The organism is Rothia sp. HSID18069 (assembly GCF_003989155.1).
Taxonomy (GTDB): domain Bacteria; phylum Actinomycetota; class Actinomycetes; order Actinomycetales; family Micrococcaceae; genus Rothia; species Rothia aeria.
Window position 1 is genome coordinate 26,217 of sequence record NZ_RBMG01000002.1, and the last position, 18,060, is coordinate 44,276.

The window sequence follows — 18,060 nt, forward strand, 5'->3', positions numbered from 1 at the left end:
GGACTATTACGAGAAAAGAGCCCCATGAGCGACGCATCGAACACCACACCGGCAGAAGAAGTTCCCCTCGTTCCCATCCCTAAAAAAGTTGAGCATATTCGTGAGTATCACGGCGACACTTTTATCGACCATTACGAGTGGATGCGCGATAAAGAAAATCAGGAAGTTCTCGACTACCTGAACGCGGAGGCAGACTACACCGCCGCCGTCACAGCGGATCAGCAGCCGCTACGCGAGCGCATCTTTGAGGAGATTAAGTCCCGTACCCTGCTGACGGATTTGACGGTTCCGAATCGCATCGGTGATTGGTGGTATTACAGCCGCATGGTTCCCGGCGGTCAGTACCCGATTTTCTACCGTTACCCTGCCCTGCATGAGGGCGACGAGGTGGTGCGCTACACTCCCCCGGTTATTAAGCCCGGCGAGCCGCTGGAGGGCGAATCGGTGGTGCTTGACTGTAACGAGTACGCCAAAGACATGGAGTTCTTCGCACTCGGTGTGTTCCAGCCTTCGCGTAACGGTAAGCTCCTGAGCATTTCGGTTGATGAGAAAGGCGACGAACGTTACGAGCAGCGTTTCCTTAACCTGGAAACGGGCGAGTTCCTGCCTGATACCATCCCGAATATTAGCGGTGGGTCGTTCTTCATTAACCATGCGCAGCAGCTTGTGTACACGGTGCCGGACGATTCGTGGCGGCCCTACCGTGTGTATGTGCACGATATTGGGGCGGGTACCGAAGACCACCTGATCTATGAGGAAACTGACCCCACCATGTGGCTGGGCTCTGCGATGAGCGCCGACCGTTCATCCATTGTACTCTCTAGCGGCAACTCCGAGTTTACCGAGGTTAGCCTGGTGCCTATTGCCGAGCCGAAGAGCACGCCGCGCGTGATTATTCCGAGGGATGCGCGCATTGAGTACCAGGCGGAGCCGATCACGATTGCCGGTGAAACCCATCTGTTGATTCAGCACGACTATAAGGCGCTGAACTCGGAGCTGGTGCTCGCCGATATGCCGCAGGACGGCGAATCTTTAGAGGAGTATTCGAAGCGTTGGGTTCCGGTGATTCGTCACAGCGAAAATGTTCGTCTTGAAGGGTTCACGCTCTCTGCGACCCACCTGGTGGTGACCGCCCGCGCGGATACGACCACGCGCCTGTTCCTTGCCCCGCGGGAGCAGTTGCCCGTGCAGTGGCGCCGCAAGAAGCCCGCAGGCATCACGTTCATGGAGCCTGCCGGGTTCGATGAGGAACTGTACACCGCTGGCGTGCTGCGTGCCGAGAACTATTCCCCGGTTATCCGTATCGCCTACACCTCATTCCTAACTCCACGCCGCGTATACGATTACTTCCCCATGTCGCAGACCCTGCTTCTGCGCCGTGAGACCCCGGTGCTTGGCGGTTATCAGCGTGAGGATTATCGTGCCTACCGTGACTGGGCACCCGCCGCCGATGGAACCCTCATCCCTATTTCGGTGATTCACCGTGCCGATCTTGACCTGACGCAGCCGCATCCGGTGCTTCAGTACGCTTACGGATCCTACGAAATTTCGATGGACCCCATGTTCTCCATCCCCACACTGTCGATTCTGGACCGCGGAGTGGTGTACGTGATTGCGCATATTCGCGGTGGTGGCGAGATGGGGCGCACCTGGTACCTCAACGGCAAGAAGCTTCACAAGAAGAACTCATTCACTGATTTTGTGGATGTCACCGATTACCTTGCGACCAAGCCGTGGGCGGATCCTGCGCGTATCGCCTGCTACGGTGGTTCCGCGGGCGGGCTGCTCATGGGTGCCGTGCTGAACCTGGCTCCTGAGAAATATGCGGTCTCAATTGCCCAGGTTCCCTTCGTGGATGCGCTCACCACCATCCTTGACCCTGACCTGCCGCTTTCTGCTTTGGAATGGGAAGAATGGGGCAATCCCATTGAAGATAAGGAAGTGTACGAGTATATGAAGTCTTACACCCCCTACGAGAACATCCACCCCGTGCGCTACCCCGCTATCGCGGCGGTGACCAGCCTGCACGATACGCGCGTGTTCTATGTGGAGCCCGCCAAATGGGTTGCGAAACTGCGCGAAACCATCGACCCGTCATCCCCCACCCCGCTGCTGAAGATCGATATGACCGGCGGACATGGAGGCGGCTCCGGGCGGTATACCCGCTGGCGTGAGATGGCGTGGGACTACGCCTTCATCCTCACACACCTAGGGATTACCGAATAAGCGGGTATACCCTTCCGCATGCAGATTTGGTACCTCGCGCGCTCGGAATCTGCATGCTCCAGCCCGCTGGCGTGAGATGGCGTGGGATTACGCCTTCATCCTCACACACCTAGGGATTACCAAATAAGCGGGTATACCCTTCCGATGTGTCCTCTTCCTCGGGGCACAAAAAAAGGCTCTTTATTCGAATAAAGCGGCGAATAATACGCTTTATTCGAATAAAGAGCCTTTTTAGCAATTGGCTAGCACTAGGGATGCCCCACAAGCCCGCGTTCTAGGGCGGCCGCGTGCACATCATCCCAGGTTCCGGAGGCTACAAGCTCGCCGTCTTCCATCACAAGCACCTCATCGACCGCCGCCAAAACCTCGGGAACCGTACGGTGCGTAATGTAAACAAACCCTTCCATGCTCTCGAAAAGAGCACGCTCAACCCGTCCCGCCGTAGCGTGGTCCAACCCAGTGGTAAGCTCATCCACAATATAGAAAGAGCGTTCGTGCAGGAGCATACGCGCAAGCAAGATACGCTGTTTCTCCCCGCCGGAAAGCGACCTCAAATCGTCGCTCAGCATATAATCAAGACCCCTCGCGGAAACCCACTCGCCCAGACCTGCGCGCTCACAAGCCCTGAGAATCTGCACATCCGGCACCGACGGATCGTACAGGCGAATATTTTCGCGCAGGCTATCGTGCAGCAGATGGCTGTCCTGCGCAAGCAGACCCAAGGAAGCGTGCATATCCTGTTCGGCAATCTCACGCAGATCGCGCACTTGCGCCGATTCGTACACCTCAATAGTTCCGCTGTATTCGGGGTGATTTCCAAAAAGAGGTTTGAAAAGCGTAGATTTGCCCGAGCCGGATGCGCCAATCACCAGATACTTTTTACCCGTCTCAAACATGAAACTCACACCATACCCCGCCGACTTTTCGCCCAGCGGCTTGACGTCACGATAGGTAAATGCGTCCAGTGTGAGAGGCTCGCCCGGTCGGTCATCTTCCGCAGCGGGTACTTCCGCGTCGATCTTGTGAATAATCTCACGACCTGCATAATACTGGGTCAGCAAACCTGTAGACATAAACAGCGGCATACAGATCATACCGGTCAACTGGGCAAAAGCGACCACCTCGCCTACGCTCGATAACCCCGAGAGCACCAACGCCCCACCGGCAAGCCACGTCCCCAAATACAGAAGTTTCGTGAACATACTATTGACGGCTTCTACACGCTCCTGTGTGCGCTGATAGCTCCGCGCCGCCACGTACCATTCACTCAATTCTTCAGAAAAGCGTTTAGCCACGAATGAGTATGCGCCCAGGATCTTCCACCCCAAAGCGCTGCGGAGCGCATCACCGCTGACCTCGTTCAACGCGTCGGTCTGAGAGGCATAAGTTTTTGTCACGGCACCAATACGTTTTCGAGTCAGCACCGGCATCAACCCCACCGGCAGGCTCAGCGCAAGAACGGCGCACGCCATGAACGGGTTCAGAATAAAAGCAGCCACAATGGCGAAGATAAGCTGCGCGGTGAGGTACCCGCCCCAGAAAATAACGTCAATATAGTTGGTTTTAATGCTTTCAAGCTGACTCGTGAACTGCGAAAAATAGTATTCGGAGCTCCTGCCCGTCAGCCGCGCTACGGGAGAAAGCCCGATGCGGCGGAACAGTTCTGCACGCAGATTATTCTGAATCTGCACCCCGGCAAGAGCGGCACGGTACTGGCGTACATAATGGAGAAATGCGTCAACAACAAGATATGTGGGGACAGCCGCAAGCATCCACGCAAAGAGGATGCGGTCATAAGATGTGACCGCATCAGTCAAGTATTTGATGATGACGCTCTCAAGAACCGAACTGACCGACAAGATAAGGGTCAACGCTGTAAGCATGACAAGGGTTCCGGGTCTTAGGCTGCGCATAACCTTCATTGGTGTTCCTCTCACTCACCCACTATGTTGTTCATCACTACTTTACCGTAGGGTTAAACGCACCGCATATCTGCTATTGCCCCATGCTGCAACATAAAAAGGCTCTTTATGTGAATACAGCGGAGTTTCAAACGCTTGATTCACATAAAGAGCCTTTTTAGTCCTCAAACAGAGAGCCTTATCTGGGTTGGATCGGTTTTAGCCTTCCACGCCGCAGGCCTGCAGAATAAGCTCACGCACGCGAGCCGCATCCGCCTGGCCCCGGGTAGCTTTCATCACCTGGCCAACGATCGCACCGGCCGCCTGAACCTTACCGGCGCGAATCTTATCGGCAACATCCGGCATGGCCGCCAAAGCCTCCTCAACGGCGGCGGTGAGCGCACCGTCGTCAGAAACCACGGCAAGACCGCGAGCCTCAACGATCTCGGCAGGCTTACCTTCGCCAGCGAGCACGTACTCCAGTACCTTACGCGCAATCTTGTCGTTAATCTTGCCCTCGGCGATCAGGGTCTCAAGCTCCACCACGGTTACAGGTTCAATACCCAGTGCGGTCAGCTCAACCTCGGCCTGCTTGGCCTGGCGGGCAATCTCGCCCATCCACCACTTGCGGGCAGCGGATGCGCTCGCCCCTGCGGCAATAGTCTGCTCAATAACGTCAAGAGCGCCAGCGTTGACCACGTCACGGAACTCTTCATCCGAGTACCCCCACTCGTTCTTCAAGCGGCGGCGGCGCTCCGCAGGAGGCTCAGGTAGGCTTGCGCGTAGCTTCTCAATCCACTCGGTATTCGTCACGATCGGAACCAGGTCGGGCTCCGGGAAATACCGGTAGTCGTCAGCATCCGACTTGGGGCGGCCCGATGAGGTTTCGCGAGTATCCTCATGCCAGTGGCGGGTCTCCTGCAGCACCTTCTCGCCACGCTCCAAAATAGCGGCGTGGCGGCGAATCTCGTACCGCACTGCACGCTCTACCGAGCGCAGGGAGTTCACGTTCTTCGTCTCCGAGCGGATACCGAATTTCTCGGCTCCCTTAGGCATGAGAGACACGTTCGCGTCGCATCGCACGTTACCGCGTTCCATGCGAGCGTCCGAAATGCCTAGGCTTTTCACAATGTCACGGATCGCCGCAACATAGGCGCGTGCCAGCTCGGGGGCGCGCTCGCCCGCGCCCACAATCGGGCGGGTCACAATCTCAATCAGCGGCACACCGGCACGGTTGTAGTCCACCAGCGAGAACGCCGCGCCCTGGATACGCCCGTCGGCACCACCCACGTGGGTGAGCTTACCGGCGTCTTCCTCCATGTGGGCGCGCTCAATCTCGACGGTGAACACGGTGCCGTCCTCCAGCTCAACATCTAGCTTGCCGTTCTCAGCAATGGGGTCACGATGCTGGGAGGTTTGGAAGTTCTTCGGGGTGTCCGGGTAGAAGTAGTTCTTCCGGGCAAAATATGACAGCGGCGCAATATCGCATCCCAGAGCCAGACCCAGTTTAATGCCTGACTCGACCGCTGCCTTATTCACCACCGGCAACACACCCGGCAGCCCCAGCGAGACGGGGGAAATATTCGTGTTGGGTTCATCGCCAAACTCATTCGGGGCGGCGTCGAACATTTTGGTTTTGGTGTTCAGTTCAACGTGCACCTCGAACCCGAGCACCGGGTCATACTTTTCGATTGCTTCTTCGAAGCTGAGGATTTCTTCGCTCATTACTTGGTACCCCCAAAGTCAAAGTCGCGGATCAGGGTTTCGGTGTCGGGAACACGAGTGTAGAGCGGGGCGCCCCACTTCTCGGTCAGAAGCGTCTCAAGGCCCGCAGCCACTCCGTACAGGCGCGCATCCTGCCGAGCCGCAGCGGTGAACTGTATACCCACGGGCAGCCCGTCCTGGTGGTCAAGTCCGGCGGGTAGGGAAATAGCGGGAACACCCGCAAGGTTCACGGGGACGGTGGCAATATCACCCAGGTACATTGCCATGGGGTCGTCGGATTTCGTTTTCTCCCCCAGCCTAAACGCGGTAGAGGGGGAGGTCGGGGACACTAGCACATCGCATTTTTCGAATGCGGCAGCGTAATCACGCTGGATGAGGGTGCGCACCCGCAGAGCCGCCCCATAGTAGGCATCGTAGTTACCGGCTGATAGGGCGTAGGTTCCCAGAATAATACGGCGTTTGGTCTCATCGCCGAACCCGGCCTCACGGGTTGCCGCCATGACGCGTTCAATGGTGACGGGGCCGTCTTCGGGCACCACACGCAGGCCGTAGCGCACACCGTCGTACTTCGCCAAGTTTGAAGACACTTCGGATGACATGATCAGGTAGTAGGCGCTGATTGCCTCACGCACCGAGGGCAGGGAGACCTCAACGATTTCGGCGCCAGCCTCCTCCAGAAGCCGCAACGAATCGGTAAAGCTGCCAATCACACGGTCCTGGAACCCTTCACCGGATCCGCCGCCCAGCTCTTTAATAACGCCCACACGCAGCCCTTTGAGGGAGGTGGGGTTCGCCCCGGCACGTGCCGCATCAGCGTAGGCTCCCACAGGCTCGTTCAAGGACGTGGAATCCATGGGGTCATGCCCGGCGATAACCTCGTGAAGCATCGCGGTGTCGAGTACGGTGCGGGCGCAGGGACCCACCTGGTCTAGAGACGAGGCCATGGCGATTACACCATAGCGGGAAACCGAACCGTACGTCGGTTTCATGCCTACAGAGCCGGTGAAGGAGGCTGGCTGACGGATAGAACCGCCCGTGTCAGTACCAAGCGCCAGGGGTGCCTGATAAGAAGCCACAGCGGCCGCTGAGCCGCCCCCAGAACCGCCCGGGGCACGGGTGAGGTCCCAAGGGTTACGCACCACACCGAACGCGGAGTGCTCGTTGGATGAGCCCATCGCGAACTCATCTAGGTTAGTTTTACCCAAAATTGGCATACGCGCCTGGCGCACCTTGCGGGTTACGGTGCCGTCGTAGGGGCTCATCCAGCCTTCCAGCATACGGGATGCTGCGGTGGTGGGCTGTCCTTTGGTCACGATCAGGTCTTTCACGCCGATCGGCACACCAGCCAGCGGCGGGAGGGTTTCACCGGCCGAGCGGTCCGCGTCCACGGCGGCTGCTTCGGCAAGCGCCTGCTCAGCGTTAATGTGCAGAAAAGCATTCAGGCCGCTTTTGCCGTCCGCGCGGTTATCGCTCAAGGCCTTACCGTCGGTTGCTTCAATACGGTCCAAGTGTGCCTGCGTGAGCTCTACCGCGCTAATCTCGCCCGAGGCTACCTTCTGGGCGGCTTCAGCGGCAGTAAGTTGAATCAGTTCGTTCACTTATTTTCCCTTAGTCTTCGTCGAGGATTGCGGGCACGCGGAACTTGCCGTCCTGCGCATCGGGTGCGCCCGAGAGCGCCTCTTCTTGGGTGAGGGTTTCCCCCACTACGTCTTCACGGAAAACGTTTGTCAGAGGGATGGGGTGGCTGGTTGCCGGGGTGTCAGAGGTAACGATCTCTGAGAGGTTTTCCACCGAACTAACGATAATATCGAGCTCCGTAGCCATAGCCGTGAGCTCGTCGTGGGTCATTTCGATGCGTGCCAGCTCAGCCAGGTGCTTAACCTGCTCAAAGGTGATGGCAGACATAGTTCTCCAAATAGGGGTTGGGGTTTATTCTCTTCTCTAGTGTAGTGTAGCCCGGCGGGGTGCAGGTGTTTAATCGGGCACATTATGCGAGGGTTTACAGCAGAAAAATTGGCTCCCACCTTCCACAGGGGAAGATGAGAGCCAATTTAATGCTTGGGGCTTAGCCCCTGAAGCTTATTGAGTGTCCCTGCCTTATGCGGGGATGTTCAGCACCTGGCCGGGGTAGATCAGGTCTACGTTCACAATGGTGCCGGGGTTAGCGGCAGCAATTGCGGTGTAGCCACCCTGCACACCGTATGCTGCTGCGATACCCGAGAGGGTGTCGCCAGCCTGAACGGTGTAGGTACCTGCTGCTGCAGCGGGTGCTGCGGGAGCGGTGTAGGTTGCTGCGGGTGCCTGAGCGGCAGGAGCCTGTGCAGCCGGTGCCTCAGCAGCAGCGGGTGCTGCGGGAGCCTGCTGAGCAGGTGCCTGGGTTGCCGGAGCCTGCGCAGCGGGAGCGGTGTAGCTCTCCTGTGCCTGTGCCTGGGTGTTTACCTGGCTCTGAGCTGCGGGTGCTTCGTAGTTCTGTGCAGTAGCGGATGCGCCAGCCTTGCCGTAGAGGCCCAGCTTAGCCGAACATGCGGGCCATGCGCCCCAACCCTGGACAGCGAGCAGACGCTCTGCTGCCTGAATCTGCTGCTCACGGGAAGCGCCGTTGGGGGAGCCGGCCATGCCGACACCGTTCCAGGACTGCTGGGTGAACTGCAGACCGCCGTAGAAGCCGTTACCGGTATTGATGGACCAGTTACCACCGGACTCGCACTGTGCCAGTGCGTCCCAGGTAGCGGAATCTGCTGCGTTTGCTGCGGGAACAGACATGGTTGCTGCAACTGCACCGCCAACGGCAAGAGCGGCAGCGGTACGGCGTACGGTGGAAGTGTTCTTCATAATGCTCCAAGAGGGCCACCCACGCTCACTCCGTCCCCGGAGTTCTAACGCGTTGCCATTCACCCTTGATTAACGTCGGTTACTCATTGTGCGGTCCTACCCGTGAATGGCGTTCCATCGTTTCCATGCGCCCGGATGCCCGTATGGGCCTGTGGGTCGGACGCATTTCCCCGATGGGGGTGTGCGGTAGAACCTAGCATCAGTTCGGGAATGTATCCCGAAAAGAATCTTTCTGATAAACAAAGATAACGGAGAAACCTTAAGATGCCAACCTCAGAACGATGATCTGAGCGCTTTCAGCGAACATTTCAGATTCTTTCAGCAAACTCCCAGGTTCTTATTTACTCGTTTCAATTAGACATTTACCTCTCCCCTGCCCCCGGGTTTTGAACTGCTATGGCAGGGAAGTGCTATAGAAAGATTTTTCTTTTAAATCGTTGCTGGGCACCCCACCTATCCTCTTATATACCCGCCAAAAAAATTTTTAAAAATTTTTTAAGGCCCTTCGCCCTGAGCATGTTTTTAACGTTTTTAAGTGCAAAATACGGTATGGGTTACCTAAGTTTAAGGGGATTTTTGCCCTGTTTTACCGTTCGGGGACCGTACCAATTTAATGGGGACGTTTTAGCACCTGCATAAAGCCGCCGGGACCCGCACAATGACAGCTCACAAGCTATCCACTGCACAGGTACCCGACGGCTCAACCGCGATAAAGAGGCGTCTGCCTTAACCGCCGCCGTTACGATTGTTCAGTATCCGGTTCAAAAGCACTTGGGCCCTGCGTTAGCAGTTTCTTAAACCCGTCCTCATCAAGCACAGTAATCCCCAGCGATTCCGCCTTATCAAGCTTGGAGCCTGCCGAGGCTCCGGCGACTACAAAATGAGTTTTCTTTGATACAGAGCCTGAAGCACGGCCGCCGCGAACAATAATTGCCTCCTTAGCGCTATCGCGCGTGAAATCATTCAGTGTTCCGGTGACCACCACAGTCACACCCTCAAGGGTGCGTTCGATGGACTCATCACGTTCGTCCTGCATGCGCACCCCGGCCTGTGCCCAACGGTTCACTACTTCGGCGTGCCAGTCCACCGCGAACCAGTTAATAATCGAGTCGGCGATCGTACCGCCCACACCATCCACGGCCGCTAGACGGTCGCGGTCGGCCGCACGGATCGCATCCATTGACCCAAACTCGGTGGCAAGCGCGCGTGCCGCTGTGGGGCCCACATGCCGGATCGACAGGGCAACAAGCACACGCCACAGCGGCTGCTGCTTAGCTTTCTGAAGCTCAACAAACAGGTTGCGGGTGTTCTTCGTCGGTGCGGAGGGCCTTTTCGCGGTCCCTTTACTCCAGAAGTAAGGCACCAGCTCAGTTTTGCCGGTTCCTACCCCCTTCACTTTTTTCTCCCGCTCAATCTTGACCTCACGCAGGTCCTCTTCGGTCAGGTCGAAGAGGAACGCCTCACTGCGCAGTGGCGGCTCCGCCGGCTCTGCGGGAGCGGTAAGTGCTTTAGCTGCCTCAAACCCCAGCGCCTCAATATCAAAAGCCGCGCGGGAGGCAGCATAGTAGATACGCTCGGTCAGCTGCGCCGGGCAAGACTGCGGGTTGGTGCACCGCAAATCCACGTCTCCCTCTTTACCCGGGGCAAGAGGTGAACCGCAGGAAGGGCAGAGCGTGGGCATCACGAACTCTCGTTCGCTGCCGTCGCGTAAGGCCACTACCGGGCCCACAATCTCGGGGATAACATCGCCAGCTTTGCGCAGCACCACGGTATCACCAATGAGCACCCCCTTAGCCTTCACCACATCCTGGTTGTGTAAGGTGGCGTGCTCGACGGTTGAGCCTGACACGAGCACAGGTTCCATCACACCGTAAGGGGTAACCCTGCCGGTGCGTCCCACATCCACCCGGATATCCAGCAGCTTAGTATTTACCTCTTCCGGCGGATATTTATACGCCACCGCCCAGCGCGGCACACGCGAGGTGTACCCCAGCTGCCGCTGGGTAGCGAAATCATTAATCTTAATGACGATACCGTCAATCTCGTGCACCAGTGAGTGACGCTGCTGCCCGTACCGTTCAATATAGGCAAAAATATCCTCCACTGCCGTAAAGGTCTCGGTGTACGGGCTCACTGGAAGCCCCCACGAAGCAAGCAGCTCATACACCTCAGACTGGGTCTCAATCCCCAGCCCTTGGGAGGACCCGATGCCGTGCACATACATGCTCAGCGGTCGCTGGGCGGTAACCGCCGCGTCTTTCTGCCGCAAAGAGCCCGCCGCCGCATTACGCGGGTTCGCAAACGGATTCTTGCCCTCAGCCACAATCTTTTCGTTCAGCGCTTTAAAATCGGCGGACGAGATAAACACTTCTCCGCGTATCTCGATCTCCTCGGGGTGGTTCTGCCCGGAAAGCCGCTGCGGGATGGTGGCGATGGTTCGCACATTGTGCGTCACGTCCTCGCCCGTGGTGCCGTCCCCGCGAGTTGCTGCGCGTACTAGGGCACCATTGCGGTACAGCAGGTTCACCGCAAGCCCATCAATTTTCAGCTCGGTCAGCCAGGTGGGGTTCTTGCCCGAAATAGCTTGCGAGTTTTCCTGCGCCTTTGTGAGCCAGGCACGCAGTTCCTCGTCTGAGAACACATCCTCCAGCGAGTACATGCGGGCGCGGTGAGTCACCGGTGCAAACGCTGAGGATGCCTCCCCGCCCACTTCCTGGGTGGGAGAGTCATTCGCCACCAGTTCGGGGTAGAGCGCCTCAACTTCTTCAAGACGACGGTAGAGGGCATCGTACGCGGCATCAGAAATCGTGGGGGCATCATCCGTGTAGTAGGCGCGGCGGGCATCGCGCACATCATCAATAAGCTGCGCATACTCATCACGGATTTCTGGGGTGAGAGACACCTCAGCGGACGCGGGTTCTGGGCTAATGGAAGAGTTTTTTTCAGTCACACCAACAAGTCTAGCCGCTGGATTCAGCCTGTGAGAGGCCTGCGGTCATGCGACAACGTTCTCAGGCTATAAGCGTTGAGTGTGTAAGCGCTGGCAGGTTGTGCTCACCGAGCCACAAACCCACCGGCGCCGTGCGATAGCGTAGTTTATCAGTCTTCATCCGGGACGATCGCGTCAGCCACGATTACCGTAATATTGTCCCGCCCGCCCGAACGTAGTGCCTCATACTGCAGCACATCCGCAGCATCCTGAGGGTGCCGCACCGACGTGAGCACCCGCGCCATATACTCATGCGAGAGCTCACCCGATAACCCATCCGAGCACAGCATCACGCGGTCGCCCTCATGGGCCGGGAAAACCCAGAAGTCAGGCTCCCAATAGTTGCCTGTACCCAACGCTCGGGTAATCACATTACGACGCGGGTGGGTTAGTGCCTCAAGCTGAGTAATCTGCCCCTCATCCACCAGGTACTGAACCTCCGAATGATCGGCAGTCACCTGCTCCAGCGAGGCGCTGCCAGCATTACCGGGCAGCATTTCCATCTCGGAGTGGTGGAACCCCTCCTGCTCACGCACCAGCCGGTAGGTACGGGAATCCCCCACGTTAAAGATCACCCAAAGCTGCTGAGACCCGATATGTGTGAGCCAGGCGCCTGTAACCGTGGTGCCCCCAGCCTTAGAGAGTGCACCCTTAATCTGGTCATTTGCCTCACCAATCAGGCTGCGTAGCCGCTCTAAGGTACGCAAAATCTCATTGTTCAGTTCACTGGTTTTACGGCGGTTAGATTTACCCTTGTTCTCATCGTGAACGCGGCGCTCATAGTCTTCTTGCTCTTCGGGGCTCATGCCCCCAGGCAAGGTAAAAAAAGAAGAGTACGCCAGCTGCCGCACACACAGGCGCGAAGCGACTTCACCTGCCTCATGCCCGCCCATACCATCGGCCACCACGCACAGCGTCCCGGCCACAATCATGGAATCTTCGTTATTCTCCCGGTACACGCCGCGATGAGTAGCGCTGCCTGTGCGCATGTGAAGATTAGTGCTCATTACTGTGTACTCTCCATCGTATTATTGCTACCGAGACTAACACTTACGGTACCAATATTTCCAAAACTTCGTACATTTTTGGTGCCCTGTTCCGTAAGCCTAAAATAAGTCTCTGATTCGCGTAATACGTCAGCGGTTACCGAATCTGTCAGGGCCGTGCCAGGTTCCGCGATAGACACGAGCCGTGAGGCAAGGTTCACACTCGAACCGTACACATCGCCACGGCTGGCCAGCACCTCACCCCAAATAAACCCCACACGCACCCCGGGGATCTGTGGGTCACGGTCAAATGAGCGCACCAGTTCGCAACTGATCTCGGCAGCCGATTCGGGGGACTCTGTGAGGAAAAACGCCTCGTCCCCCAGGGTTTTAATAATGCGCCCGCGGCGGGGCACAATCACATCCAGGCAGCTCTGCTCAAAATGGTTAATAAGACGCGACAACTCGCCTTTATCAAGCGAGCGCACTAACGAAGTGTACGAGACCATATCGACGAACCCCACCCCGCGCATGAGCGGCAGTTTGTGTGATTCACCGGGGTCACGGTTTTCCCGCAGGGCCAGACGCAGCACACCAGAGTACATCTGACGACGATACCCGTACATGGCGAGCTCTTCGAGGGCGGGCATCAGCTTAGGCAGTTTAAAGAGCAGGGTGCGGCGTGCCTGCGCGTCGCTGACGCCTTCGCGGGCGACAATATCGTCAACAAGGCTTTCGATCTGCCAGGCCACAATCCGGTCGGTCAGCTGCCCTACTGAGCGCACGATCGACTGGGCGCTTTCAAAAGTAACTTCGCCTTCACGTTCTAGTTCAACAATGGTACGCAGCAGCTGCACATCGCGGTCTGAGAAGTAGTGTTCTTCTGCGGGGGTGTCTGAGAACCCCATATTACGCCAGATTTTTCGGGCTTTCTGCGGGTCCATGCCGGCGGCTAAGGCGGCCTGCCGGTGGGTGTATCGAGGGCCTTCACCCAGAAGAGTTTTTTCGAGGGAACGCACGCCTTCTTTGGATTTTTCGTCCCGGTAAATATTGCTCTGTGATAGGTTCTGCAGAATTTTCAGGTTAAGCATCTGTGTTTCTGGTCCGTGGGTTACGGGCAGAGAGCTGGTGCTAGCGCTCCTATCGACCATTGCATCCCCTCCTTTCGGCGATGTACTGGTGGTTGACACACAGTAAAACCGGTGTCACGTGCCTTATTTCACACTATAGGATACTCGGTTTATGCGGCAACCGCCTTAATAGACCCGCAGAACGATGGATATTTTCTTGTTGCTTGCGGGCCTGCACCCGCCCCCTGAACGGCGGGCGCCTTTAACTACCCGGGAGATAGCTCCCGTTTAGCCGTGGCGCATATACCCTGCTCGCAGCGGATAGTAGGTGCGCACTGAATGCTCCATAATGCGCAAAAACTTGTCGGGTTCGGGGACGTAGGTCAGCGGGATGCTGGTGCCCAGCAGCTCAACCTGCACCGACCCGTATCCCAGCCATTTGCCCATTTGCCCCTGCCTCTTCCAGCGGCGGCCCATCTGGTCGAGCCGCATGCCTTGGGTGGCGCGCATGCTCAGCAGCCCGTTGGTCATCATAAGCCGGTGGGTGGTGACAATGTACCGCCGACCCAGCCAGTACAGCAGCTTACGCACCGCCACAATAATGCTTATGAAGCTGAGAATAACGCCCAGCCACGCCAGCAGGTTCGATGAACGTGCGGCCGAGCCGAAGCTCCAGGCGCAGGCTGCGAGCATAGCGTACCCCAGCACGGGAAGCAGCTTAATGGGGTGGGTTCGGGTGATGACGATCGTTCGTTCTGCCGGTAGTAGTTTTCCCCTGAATTTCATGGGTTGTCCTCTCGGGCGGTGATGTTCTCGAAAGCGTAACGGGGCGGTGGTAAAGGGTTAGGCCTGTGGTGGTCGGGTCGCCAGGTATGATCCGTCGGCGGCGCGTAGATGCTCTATATCGCCCACCGAGTAGGCGGTCAGAGCCCCGTCTGAACGCACCAGGATGCGCCCCTGATCGTCAATATCTTCCGCCGTACCGGTAATGACCCGTCCATCCGGCAGGTGCATGGCCACGTGCGCTCCCAGGGTGAGGGTGTGCTCGCGGGCTTGCTGCAGCAGTGACGGCTCGCCGCCACCGGGGCTTTCGGGGTCTCCGCCTGCACTGCAGAAGGCACGGTAACGACGGGCGAAAACCTCCAGCAGGTGGGTAAGCACCTGTTCGGTGTCTACTGTGTGCCCCAGCAGCACGCGAGTGCTTGTTGCGGTTTCGGTGGGCAGCTGCTCTTCGAGCATGTTCAGGTTTATTCCGGCGCCCACCAGCACGCTCATTGATGTTGCTGCGGTACCGGCCGGGTTCGTCCCCGCGGGCTCAAGGATGAGCTGGGCGAGCACCCCGCAGCATTTTTTACCCCCGGCGATGAGGTCATTTGGCCACTTCAGGTCGCAGTCTACGCCGAGTTCACGCAGCACCTCGCGCACGCTTAGCCCCATTATGAGGGTGAGCCAGTGGTAGTTTTCGGGGGCCACCCCCTGCCCTATCCCGGCGTGGGGGCGCACCACAACGGTGGCCGCAAGCGCGGTACCTGGAGGGGTTACCCAGGCTCGGTCTAGCCGACCGTGCCCGGCGCGCTGATCGTCCGTGGCAAAGACGGAGAGCTCCCCCAGCTGCTCCCGTACGCTGGGGTTTGGGTCAGTGAGCACTTGGCGTGCGTCATCATTCGTTGATCCGGTGTGCTCCAACACGCGCACGGTACGGTACCCGTGCTGTTCGGCCGCGTTGTGTACGCGTTCTTGGTTCATGGTGTTATTACCCATTATTCTCACCCTAGAATTCGTTCTTTCGCCGCCGGTTACGCCCAAGGGCAGGCGGGTGCTACCGGTGCTGCGTCCCTTAGACCGCCCCATTGTGTGATGGTGTTGAGCACGGGCAGCCCTCCTACTATAGGGTAATACGGATGCACCCCGGTTTCTTCCCAGATGTGCCTGCTGTTGGCTGTGTATTCACTGTAATTTTTATTCCTTGGGGGCCGATTATATAGATGTGCAGCCGGTGTGGAACGGTGCGGGTGCGGTAGATTTAAGGGGAACGGGAGGTAACTCCCACCCCGATACCCGTCCGGAAGGAACCGACAAATGGCTTATTACGCAATCACCTATGTTTATGCCGCGCCCGAGCAGCAGGATGCGCACCGCCCGGCACACCGGCAGTACCTGGCCGAACAGGCCGAGTCGGGGCCGCTGGTTGTCTCCGGCCCGCTCATGCGGGACGGTTCTGCCGCTGGGGCGCTTCTGATTGTGAAAGCAGACTCCGCTGATGCTGCCGAGGCTCTGGTGCGGGAAGATCCTATGAACACTGGCGGGGCGGTGCTCTCGTACACAGTGCAGGAGTGGAACCCGGTGATTGGCAGCATCTGCTAACCGTTTCGCTTGGTGCGGCGCCCGGTGGTTAGGGTGAGCTGCCGCGGGTAAGGCGATACGTTTTCCCTACAGCGGGTGCCGCACCATTAGTACACTGCCAATCAGCTAACGGGGCGTGGAGACCACACCCGAATATGACGCCGCGCCGGAACCTATCTGGCACCGGATACTCGTTCACACTATAGTTGTAAGGTAAGGTTCGCCGTAGCTTGGGTGAGCCTGCTGCGCCTGTGCGCACACCCAGAACCGCAGAAGACCTCTCTGCGCGCCGCCCGAATTGAGGAACACATGTCTGAGCAGACTCAGCAGGAATTTGACCTGAGCACCACATCCGGTAAACTCGCCGATTTCTTTGCCCGGCGCGAGCAGACCATTAACCCCGGCGGTGAGGCAGCCGTCGAAAAACAGCATGCGCGCGGGAAGCAGACGGCGCGTGAGCGTATTGACATGCTTCTGGATGAGGGATCTTTTGTGGAGTTTGACGCAATGGCGCGGCACCGCACCACCGCCTTCGGCATGGATAAGAAGAAGCCGCTGGGGGATGGCCTGGTTTCGGGCTACGGCACTATTGATGGGCGGCTTGTTGCCGTGTACTCGCAGGATTTTACAGTGTACGGCGGTTCCCTCTCACAGGTGAACGGCGAGAAGATCGTGAAGGTGCAGAAGTTCGCGTTGAAGAACGGGTGCCCCGTCATCGGTATTAATGACGGCGGCGGCGCACGCATCCAGGAGGGTGTGGCGTCGCTGGCAATGTTTGCCGATATTTTCCGCATGAATGTGCGTTCCTCCGGGGTGATTCCGCAGATCTCGGTGATTATGGGTCCTTGTGCCGGCGGTGCCGCCTACTCCCCCGCCCTGACCGACTATATTGTGATGGTCGATAAGTCATCGCACATGTTCATTACCGGCCCGGACGTCATTAAAGCTGTCACCGGTGAGCAGGTGGATATGGAAACTCTTGGTGGTGCCCGCCAGCATAATGCGGTGACCGGTACCAGTACCTACCTGGCCGAAGATGAGGAAGACGCCTTCGACTTTGTGCGGGAACTACTGGAGTTTTTGCCGTCAAATAACCTATCTGAGGCGCTGCCGCTGGATCACGACCAAGAGCCGGCGGTCACCGTGGACGACCTTGATTTAGATACCCTCATCCCCGACTCCGCAAACCAGCCCTACGATATGCGGGCTGTTATCGAATCGGTGGTGGATAACGGGCATTTCCTTGAGATGCAGGCACTGTACGCCCCGAACGCCATGATCGGGTACGCCCGCGTTGAGGGGCGCACCGTGGGAATCGTGGCAAACCAGCCCATGCAGTTTGCCGGGTGCCTTGATATTGCCGCCTCCGAAAAGGTGGCACGGTTTGTGCGTCACTGCGACGCCTTTAACGTGCCGATTCTGACGTTTGTGGATGTGCCTGGGTTCCTGCCGGGCACCGATCAGGAGTTCAACGGCATTATTCGCCGCGGCGCCAAACTGTTATACGCCTACGCTGAAGCAACCGTACCGCTGGTGACCGTTATTACCCGTAAAGCGTACGGTGGGGCGTACATTGTGATGGGCTCTAAAAAGCTCGGTGCCGACATTAACCTGGCCTGGCCCACCGCCCAGATCGGTGTGCTGGGCGGCCAAGGCGCGGTGAACATTCTGCACCGTCGAGATTTGGCGGCCGCAGCGGAGGCGGGCCAAGATGTTGATGCGCACCGCGCCGAACTAATTGAGCAGTATGAGGCTGAGGTGCTGAACCCGTACCAGGCTGCGGAGTTGGGGTACGTGGATGAGGTAATCGCCCCGCACGAGACGCGCGTGCGCATTATTTCATCCCTGCGGGCGCTGCACGATAAACGCGCAGCCACCCCCGCGAAGAAACACGGGAATATTCCGCTGTAGGTGTTGTGCACTGGTACGGTTTGAGATGATCCGTGCCTTCTAAGCCGGGTATTAAGTGACGACTTGTATGAAGGAGG

Annotated in this window: 13 protein-coding genes; 3 read left to right on the plus strand and 10 right to left on the minus strand. The window is 57.9% G+C overall.

Features of this window, described 5'->3' with window-relative positions; genetic code table 11:
- The first annotated feature begins 24 nt into the window (after positions 1 to 24).
- On the plus strand, positions 25 to 2,226 hold the full coding sequence (locus tag D8M41_RS05990; protein WP_126926593.1) for a S9 family peptidase: 2,202 nt from the start codon (positions 25 to 27) through the stop codon (positions 2,224 to 2,226).
- A 248-nt stretch (positions 2,227 to 2,474) separates the two neighbouring features.
- On the opposite strand, the gene D8M41_RS05995 is transcribed toward D8M41_RS05990, so the two are convergent.
- The 10 genes from D8M41_RS05995 to D8M41_RS06040 form a co-directional block, all read right to left on the minus strand.
- A complete protein-coding gene (locus D8M41_RS05995) occupies positions 2,475 to 4,148 on the minus strand; it encodes an ATP-binding cassette domain-containing protein (RefSeq protein WP_126926594.1) in 1,674 nt (557 codons plus the stop codon).
- Between the two features lie 198 nt (positions 4,149 to 4,346).
- Positions 4,347 to 5,852 carry an Asp-tRNA(Asn)/Glu-tRNA(Gln) amidotransferase subunit GatB gene (gene gatB / locus D8M41_RS06000; RefSeq protein ID WP_126926595.1) on the minus strand — a complete coding sequence of 502 codons (1,506 nt, stop codon included), beginning with the start codon at positions 5,850 to 5,852 and terminating at the stop codon, positions 4,347 to 4,349.
- On the minus strand, positions 5,852 to 7,450 hold the full coding sequence (gene gatA, locus D8M41_RS06005; RefSeq protein WP_126926596.1) for an Asp-tRNA(Asn)/Glu-tRNA(Gln) amidotransferase subunit GatA: 1,599 nt from the start codon (positions 7,448 to 7,450) through the stop codon (positions 5,852 to 5,854). Before gatA ends, gatB begins: the two co-directional genes overlap by 1 nt.
- Positions 7,451 to 7,460: 10 nt before the next feature.
- Positions 7,461 to 7,757 carry an Asp-tRNA(Asn)/Glu-tRNA(Gln) amidotransferase subunit GatC gene (gene gatC / locus D8M41_RS06010; protein ID WP_006888268.1) on the minus strand — a complete coding sequence of 99 codons (297 nt, stop codon included), beginning with the start codon at positions 7,755 to 7,757 and terminating at the stop codon, positions 7,461 to 7,463.
- Positions 7,758 to 7,949: 192 nt separating this feature from the next.
- The gene (locus D8M41_RS06015) at positions 7,950 to 8,684 is read right to left on the minus strand and encodes a LysM peptidoglycan-binding domain-containing protein (protein WP_037232792.1); all 735 of its coding nucleotides are present in this window, start codon (positions 8,682 to 8,684) and stop codon (positions 7,950 to 7,952) included.
- A gap of 739 nt (positions 8,685 to 9,423) precedes the next feature.
- Positions 9,424 to 11,613 (minus strand): NAD-dependent DNA ligase LigA, encoded by a 2,190-nt coding sequence (gene ligA, locus D8M41_RS06020; protein WP_238693498.1) that lies wholly within the window; start codon positions 11,611 to 11,613, stop codon positions 9,424 to 9,426.
- A 170-nt stretch (positions 11,614 to 11,783) separates the two neighbouring features.
- Positions 11,784 to 12,680 (minus strand): PP2C family protein-serine/threonine phosphatase, encoded by an 897-nt coding sequence (locus D8M41_RS06025; RefSeq protein WP_006888038.1) that lies wholly within the window; start codon positions 12,678 to 12,680, stop codon positions 11,784 to 11,786.
- Positions 12,680 to 13,810, minus strand: coding sequence for an adenylate/guanylate cyclase domain-containing protein (locus D8M41_RS06030; RefSeq protein WP_006888126.1), 1,131 nt, complete (start codon positions 13,808 to 13,810; stop codon positions 12,680 to 12,682). Before D8M41_RS06030 ends, D8M41_RS06025 begins: the two co-directional genes overlap by 1 nt.
- 207 nt (positions 13,811 to 14,017) lie before the next feature.
- A complete protein-coding gene (locus D8M41_RS06035) occupies positions 14,018 to 14,515 on the minus strand; it encodes a hypothetical protein (RefSeq protein WP_006888105.1) in 498 nt (165 codons plus the stop codon).
- A 57-nt stretch (positions 14,516 to 14,572) separates the two neighbouring features.
- Positions 14,573 to 15,490 carry a biotin--[acetyl-CoA-carboxylase] ligase gene (locus tag D8M41_RS06040; protein ID WP_126926598.1) on the minus strand — a complete coding sequence of 306 codons (918 nt, stop codon included), beginning with the start codon at positions 15,488 to 15,490 and terminating at the stop codon, positions 14,573 to 14,575.
- Between the two features lie 318 nt (positions 15,491 to 15,808).
- On the opposite strand from D8M41_RS06040, the gene D8M41_RS06045 reads away from it, so the two are divergent.
- The gene (locus D8M41_RS06045) at positions 15,809 to 16,093 is read left to right on the plus strand and encodes a YciI family protein (RefSeq protein ID WP_126926599.1); all 285 of its coding nucleotides are present in this window, start codon (positions 15,809 to 15,811) and stop codon (positions 16,091 to 16,093) included.
- A gap of 288 nt (positions 16,094 to 16,381) precedes the next feature.
- A complete protein-coding gene (locus D8M41_RS06050) occupies positions 16,382 to 17,983 on the plus strand; it encodes an acyl-CoA carboxylase subunit beta (RefSeq protein WP_126926600.1) in 1,602 nt (533 codons plus the stop codon).
- Positions 17,984 to 18,060: the final 77 nt, after the last annotated feature.